General features: G+C 67.3%; 2 protein-coding genes. Both read right to left on the bottom strand.

Annotated elements, in window-relative coordinates:
• Nucleotides 1–87 precede the first annotated feature (87 nt).
• Nucleotides 88–951, bottom strand: a complete 864-nt coding sequence (locus tag ACFSJG_RS21485) for an ABC transporter permease (RefSeq protein WP_378487269.1) — start codon at nt 949–951, stop codon at nt 88–90.
• Entirely contained in the window at nt 948–1,700 is a 753-nt protein-coding gene (locus tag ACFSJG_RS21480; protein WP_378487910.1) for an ABC transporter permease, read from the bottom strand. The genes ACFSJG_RS21485 and ACFSJG_RS21480 overlap by 4 nt, the downstream gene beginning before the upstream one ends.
• Between the last annotated feature and the right edge of the window lie 94 nt (nt 1,701–1,794).

Below are 1,794 nucleotides of genomic sequence, written 5' to 3'. Positions count from 1 at the left end.
CGCTGACCGGGTGACGTGAGAAGGGCCCCGCCGTGAGGCGGGGCCCTTCTGCCGTTCGAGTCCGTGTGTGGCGGGGTGGGACCGCCGTCAGACGGGGGTGCCCGCCGCCTTCCGGTAACCGCGGATGGCGGGCCACGCGAACAACACGATGGCGCCCACCGACCACAGGACGGTCTTGATCAGCGGTTCGGCGACCGGACCGCCCAGGCTCAGGCCCCGCATCGCGTCGATCGCCGTCGACATCGGCTGGTTCTCGACGAAGCCCTGCAGCCACGTCGGGTACGCCGCGGTCGGCACGAAGCCCGAGTTGAAGAACATCAGCAGCGTGCACACCAGGGACAGCAGCTCGACCAGGGGCGCCTTGGCCGAGTTCACCGCGAGCGCGGTCACCATGGTCGCGAAGCCGAGACCCATCAGCAGCGGCACGCACATGAGCGCGAGTCCCGCGATGGGCCCCTGGCCGAACCGGAACCCGAGAAGCATGCCGACCGCGATGATCAGGACCGTCGTGAGCATGATCCGGACCGCCTCGGAGATGAGGCGGCTGATGAGGCCCGAGGCGCGGTGCACGGGCAGCACCCAGAACCGGCTCAGCAGACCGCGCTTCCACTCCATCTTCAGTTCCATGCCGCTGGCCATGGAACCGAACATGGATCCGACCAGGGCGATCATCGGCGCGTACCCGTACACGCTGGGGATTCCGGTTGCCTTGGTCACCGAGGTGCCCAGCACCGCGTTGAACATCAGCAGCATGATTGCCGGGTAGCCGATCGCCTGGAGCATCGTGAACGGATCACGCATCCACCGCGTCATGAGCCGCTTGGCCTGCAGCAGGCTGTGCGTCACCATCGCCTGCCGGGAGTCCTCCGGGTACGCCTCGGTGGTCGGGACGAACGTGACGTCGGTGAGGGCGCCCTCGGCGCGGCGCTCGTGGGTCGGTGCGGTGGTCACTTCCGCCTCACATTCGCCCACACCGTGATCGGTGTGATGACCACGAACAGGCCGACACACCACAGGATCGCGGGGGTCATCAGGTGCAGGGTCACGGTGCCGTCCGCGATGGCCCGCATGGAGATCGAGAACTGGGAGATGGGCTGGTTGCGGACGAACCACTGCGACCATTCCGGGAATTGGGCCACCGGCACGAAGCCGGCGGAGAACATGCCCAGGATCAGCTGGGGAACGGTCAGTGCCTGGCTGGTCCGCTCCGGGCTTCGGGTCAGCGTGCCGATCAGGTCACCGCCCAGCGACAGCGTCATCGCAATGGCCAACGACATCGCGACGAACAGCAGCGAGTTGGCGAGGCCGCCGGTGAACCGGAACCCGATGATGTGGCCGTACACCAGTGCCGCGATCAGGGAGATCGTGCAGTGCACGAACGACGCCGACATCCGAGAGGCCAGCGGGACGCCGGCAAACACCGGCATCGTCTGGAACCGGGCGTTCATGCCGTTGACGGCCTCCTGCGCCGCCTTGCCCGCCGCGGAGATGGCGGTGAACGCCATGGCCTGAAGCACGATGATCGGCATCACGAACTGGGCGTAGTCGACGCCCTGGAACGACATCACGAAACGCAGTGGGAGATAGAAGCCGACCGTGAAGATCGCCGGTGCCAGCACCGCGATGAACAGCTGGCCCGTCGTCCACATCCGCCGGAGGTTGCGGGTCGTCAACGCGAGCCACTGACCCGTCACGGACAGTTCCGGCCTGCGGTGCCTGCCGACTCTCTCGACGGCCTCGGTCTTGGGTTCCGGTGGGGTGTCGTCGGATTGAGTGGTGCCCGCCGCGATCGCG

The organism is Rhodococcus gannanensis, from assembly GCF_042681175.1.
Taxonomy (GTDB): Bacteria; Actinomycetota; Actinomycetes; order Mycobacteriales; family Mycobacteriaceae; genus Rhodococcus_G; species Rhodococcus_G gannanensis.
Note: the sequence above shows the minus strand (reverse complement) of the source record. Positions and strands in the feature narration are given on the sequence as shown.